The following is a 5,381-nucleotide window of genomic DNA, read 5'->3' on the forward strand; positions in this document are numbered from 1 at the left end:
GATGCCGGATTTTCCGGCATCCCCGATCGGGTCTCTTACATATCGAACGGTTCCATGGAGAGGACGGGGTGGCCGACCTCGGTCAGGTAGTTCAGCAGCTCCTCGGGGTCTTCGGTGCAGATGGTCTCGTCGGCGATCATGTCGGCGAAGTTATCCACATCGTAGAGCTCCTTGGCAGCCTCGTTCAGCTTGTCGCGCATCTGCTCCTTGAGCTCCTTCGGCAGCCAGACGATACGGCCGAGGCCGCCTTCGGCAGCGATGAACTTCTTGGAGGCGATGAAGTGCTTGCCATGGCCCATAAAGCCCGGCGTCTGCACGCCGCCGCCCGTCATGGAGGCCATCTCGGAGAACGTCATGCCGAGCGGGGTCATGCCGGCGTACTCACGCATCGTGATGACAACGCCCATGCTGACCGGCTCGACGCCGCAGATGCATTCGAAGCAGCCGCAGGACGTCATCGGATCCTGGAACAGGGAGTACAGCGTGACGTGCTCGAGCGCACCGTGCGAGTACTTCTGGACGGCCTCGTCCACGTCCTCGTAGCGGCCGAGGCGCTCGTCGATGCAGTGCTCCTTCGGCACGACCTGGCAGGGACCCTGCGGGTCGAGCTCGTTCGTTGCCTTGGCGTCCAGCCAGGAAACGGCGCCGCAGAGGCCGAGGCGCTCCGGGGTGACGATGCAGACATGGCTCGGGGAGAAGGCCTGGCACATGATGCAGGTGTAGAACACGGGCACGGACTCGTCCGTCATGCTGCGCAGGCGGTCGTCGCGGCGGTTGAAGACCTCGTTGGCCATCGCGCGCAGCTCCTTGTTCTTCGCCTCGTCCACGACGATCTTGACCTGGCACTTGTCGACGACGGTGTCGAACTCGCTCTTGATCTTGGCGTAGAGGACCTCGCCGATGTGGCGGAAGCGGAAGCCCGCCTCAAAGTCGGCCTTCGAAACGCGGATACGGATCATATCGCGCTGGCCGGTGTGCATAACGCCCTCGATGCAGTTCAGGAAGGAGTGAATCTTGCGCTCCATAACGGACTCGAAGTCGGACTGCATGTTCTTGCCCGCGACCTCGACGATGTAGGACAGGGAGATCTTGGAGCCGACGGGGATCTCGTCGAGCTCGGGGCCGTCGACCGTGATCTTGTGGTCCTCGATCTCGGCGGCGTCTCTCGTGGTGACCAGCTCGAAGCAGTCCTTGCGGGAGCCGTCGACCTCGACCTGCATGTCGCCCTTGCGGATGATTTCGCCTTCGAACGCGGAAGCGAAGGAGACAGGAATGTCGATCGTGGTGATCTTGATCTTGATGTCGCGCGCCTCGAGGGAGGTGGCGTTGAACTTGCTGACGTCCTCCTGCACGATGAGGCTCTTCGGGACGCGGTAGATGTTCTCGGTCTCGTTCGTAACGACCGGGAAGCCGAGGGCAATGGCGCCCGCGCCGCAGGCGACGATGACGTCGTCCAGGGGCTTGAAGGCGTTGACGAACGCGGGAACGCGCTCCATCGTGTACTTCATCAGGCTGCCTGCGTCGCCCGGGGTGATGTTGCCGAAGATCAGGGCCGCGCGCAGCGCGACGGAGACGACATGGATGACGGCGGTGACGTCCTTGCCGAGCGGGATGACGCGGACATTGTCGCCGGTCTTGTAGCCCTTCTCCTCGAGCTGGTCGATGACGCCGCCCACGAGGGTGACGAGGATGCCCTGGCTCTGGTAGCTCTTCACGAGCGCGACGGCCTCATCGGCAGAGGGAGCGGAGCCGAGGATAACGGCAACGCCGGGGATGTCGCCCGTGACCAGCGGCACGCCGAGGTTACGGATGACGGCGTCGGACAGGTGGCCGTAGCAGGGCAGCTCATAGGGCGCTGCGCCGTTGAGGTACTTCAGGACCTCGATGAACTCGGCGCACAGTGCGGTGGCTACGCCGGACATGAAGGCGTCGTTCAGGCGGGGATTGCGGGTCATGAGCGTCTTGACGACGCCGAGAGCCTGCTTCAGCTCGCCGAGGGTGCCGACCTTCGAGCCGGTGACGGCGTAGTAGCAGGGCAGGGAGTAGGCAGTGTCGGGGAAGGACACGGCCTGGCCTTCGCCGTACTGGGCGATGGCATTGTCAATGGCGGCCTCGGTCAGGCCGTAAACGGCATCGTTGCCGCCGAATACACGTTCAAATAAAGTCACTGGGATTTTCCTCCTATTTTTCATCCCGATCCAGGATGGCCTTGATGTTCCGAATCTCTTCCATAGCCGTGCGGCTGAAATCGTACGGGGATTTTCCGTTGCGGTCAGCGTCCATGATCTCCGGATTGTAGTGGATGCAGCCGAGGAAGTCCTCTGCGGGGATGACGCTGCGGACATACGCCTCGTCGCGCTCGTCGCGCACCTTGTTGGCCACGACGCGCACGCGCTTCACGCCGAGATCGGCGGCAAGACGCTTGACGTTTCCGTAGGTCTGGACGCTGCGTGCGCCCGGCTCCACCACAACGAGGAACTGGTCCATGTTGGCTGCCGTGCCGCGGCCAAGGTGCTCCAGCCCTGCCTCCATATCCATGATGACGACGTCGTCCTTGCGGTAGGTCAGCGCGCTGAGCAGGGCCTTGAGCATCACATGCTCCGGGCACACGCAGCCGCTGCCGCCGACGTCGACCGTGCCCATGACAAGCAGCTTCACGCCGTTGACCTCGTGGGCGTATTTTTCGGGAATATCGGAAACGAAGGGGTTGAGCTTGAAGAATTTATTGGCCTCGTTTGCGCCGGTGCGCTCCTCGACGAGCGTGCGCATTTTGGAGATGGGGACGATGGAATCGACCTCCTCCTGACTCATGCCAAGCGCAAGGCCCAGGTTGGCGTCCGGATCGACGTCCGCAGCCAGCACGGGGCGGCCCTCGTCGGCGTAAAGCCGCGCCAGCGTGGAGGCGAGCGTCGTTTTGCCGACGCCGCCCTTGCCGGTGATCGCGAGCTTCATACTCAGATGCCCAGCGCAGCGCGCTTCTGCTCGATGCGCTCGATCATGAGATCGCCGAGCTTCTCGATGTCAGTTTCCACGGTGTAGTTGGCCTCGACCCAATCCTTCACGCCGTGCTCGCCGGTCAGCAGGTCGCAGATCTCGCTGGAGCCCTTGACGTACGGGTCAACGCCGAGGAAGGTGTCAATGCCGGTGGCCACGACGTAGTTGCCGATGGAGACGGCCTTCTCGCTCATCCACTCCGGGGCGCAGCCCACGACGGGAAGCTGGGAGATGTTCAGGCCGGAGTCCTTCGACAGCTCGGAGGCCAGGATCATCATACGGGAGATATCAACGCAGGAGCCCATGTGCAGCACGGGCGGGATGTTGGCCAGTTCGCACACGCGCTTCAGGCCGGCGCCGCAGAGCTCCTTGGCGTGCACCGGGTCCATGAGGCCGGCCTTGGCGGCGGCCTGCGCGGAGCAGCCGGAGACGATGAGGATGATATCGTTGGCGATGAGCTTCTTCATGAGCTCGATGTGGGCATAGTCGGGGCGGACCTTCGGATTGTTGCAGCCGACCATGGCGACGGCGCCGCGGAGAACGCCGGAGGTGACGCACTCGAGCAGGGGCTTCGTGGTGCCGAAGGTGTCGACCTGGCTGTTGGCAACGCCGTCGAGGACCTTAACGATGGCTTCGAGGGAATAGCCGACGCGGGCGTGGGAGACCTGGTTCGGAATGTTGACCAGATCGGTCTTGCGGTTCGTGAAGTTCTCAACGGCCATCTTCACAATGGACTTGGCGTTCTCACCGGCGTTGTCGGCGGAGAAGCGGATGAACTCGGAGTCCGGCATGCGGGCGATGGGGGAGGTGGTGACGAACTTCGTATGGAAGCACTTCGAGAGCGGGCCGAGGGCCGGGAAGATGCACTGCACATCGACGACGATGGCTTCGCATGCGCCCGTAAGGACAACGTTCTCCTGCGTCAGGAAGTTGCCGGCCATCGGGATGCCGTGGCGCATGGCGACCTCGTTCGCGGTGCAGCAGACGCCGCAGATGTTGATGCCCTTCGCGCCGACGCTCTTGGCAAGCGCGATCATTTCGGGATCATTGGCATAGTAGACGATCATCTCGGACAGGGAGGGATCGTGGCCGTGGACGACGATATTGACCATATCCTTCTCCATAACGCCGATGTTGGCCGTAGTGTCCACGGGCTTCGGCGTGCCAAACATGACGTCGGAGAATTCGGTGCCCATCATGGAGCCGCCCCAGCCGTCGGACAGACCGCTGCGGAGGGACTGGCGGATCAGGGCTTCGGGCAGGGAGGAGCAGCCCATATGGGTCATGTGCAGAGCGGTCGCGACCTCGCGGTCGATGGCGCGCGGCTCGATCTCCGCCTTGTGCCACAGCTCCTGCGTGTGCTCCGGAGCGCGCTTCAGGAAGCGCTGCACGCCGAAGGGCTTGCCGTATTCCATCAGGCCGATCTCGGCCATCTCGTGCGCCAGCTCATAGATGTCCTTGCCTTCGGTCTCGACGCCCCACTCATGCGCGATGCGGATGAGCTTCTCGGGGTCCTTGACCTGATAGTTGCCGCCTTCCTTCGTCTGATGCAGGGTGTGCATGATCTCACGGCCATGATCAGAGTGGGTGGCAGCGCCGCCGGCGGTGAACTTCAGGAAGTTTCTGCCGACGATGCCGTGCACGTCGCAGCCGCAGATGCCGCGCGGGCTCTTCGGCGTGATACGGCAGGGGCCCATAGCGCAGATGCGGCAGCAGGTGCCGGCCTCACCGAAGCCGCAGTGCGGCGTCTGATTCTTGACGCGCTGCTGCCAGCTGTCGGCGCCGACCTTCTTGCCGTTTTCCAGCAGGGAAGCGGTGGCGGCCTCCATCTCCTCTATGGTAACGAAGCGTTCTTGATCCATTGGGTAGTCCTCCTGTATTGATCTCGGGTGTTGGGATCGTGGGTCACAAAAAGATTTTTTGCAGGCTGACGAGCCTGCTGCAAGGGGCATACTGCGCCCTTGTTTTCCGATATGATTTTATCAATAAAAGCCCCTGTTGTCAATGACAAATCCGGCGGCTCTGGGGAAATTTGCACGAAAGGCAGGGAATTTCCGGACGTTTTGTCATATGGTTTGCCATCCCCCGCAGGGGGATGGATGAAATAAGGAATAATGAATACGGAAGACTGAAGAATGAAGAATGGACCATACGCCGGCCGTCGTTCAATCCGCACTGGCCCTGTAGGGGCGGGGACAGCCAGGCCCGTCCGCGAAGCGGCAGTAGTACCGCCGATTCGGTGCGCCGCACCGTTCCCATTGCTGCGCCGCCCTGACGTGTCATTGCGAGGCCCAAAGGGGCCGTGGCAATCTCGGGAAGGCACTTCCAGTTCGTACAAGGTGCCGATAAAAACGCACCGACCGATTGCGTCTGTAGCGGCGCTCATT

Annotated in this window: 4 protein-coding genes; all 4 read right to left on the reverse strand. The window is 62.4% G+C overall.

Features of this window, described 5'->3' with window-relative positions:
* Positions 1 to 35: 35 nt before the first annotated feature.
* Entirely contained in the window at positions 36 to 2,168 is a 2,133-nt protein-coding gene (gene acsB, locus WMO66_RS01805) for an acetyl-CoA decarbonylase/synthase complex subunit alpha/beta (protein WP_349134702.1), read from the reverse strand.
* Positions 2,169 to 2,181: 13 nt separating this feature from the next.
* Positions 2,182 to 2,952, reverse strand: coding sequence for an ATP-binding protein (locus tag WMO66_RS01810; protein WP_349134703.1), 771 nt, complete (start codon positions 2,950 to 2,952; stop codon positions 2,182 to 2,184).
* Positions 2,953 to 2,954: 2 nt separating this feature from the next.
* Entirely contained in the window at positions 2,955 to 4,856 is a 1,902-nt protein-coding gene (gene cooS / locus WMO66_RS01815; protein WP_349134704.1) for an anaerobic carbon-monoxide dehydrogenase catalytic subunit, read from the reverse strand.
* On the reverse strand, positions 4,829 to 5,381 hold a 553-nt coding region (locus WMO66_RS01820; protein ID WP_349134705.1), incomplete at its 5' end, for a hypothetical protein. The genes cooS and WMO66_RS01820, both read right to left, overlap by 28 nt.

This window comes from Faecousia intestinalis (assembly GCF_040096185.1).
In the GTDB taxonomy this organism is placed as follows: domain Bacteria; phylum Bacillota; class Clostridia; order Oscillospirales; family Oscillospiraceae; genus JAZOXB01.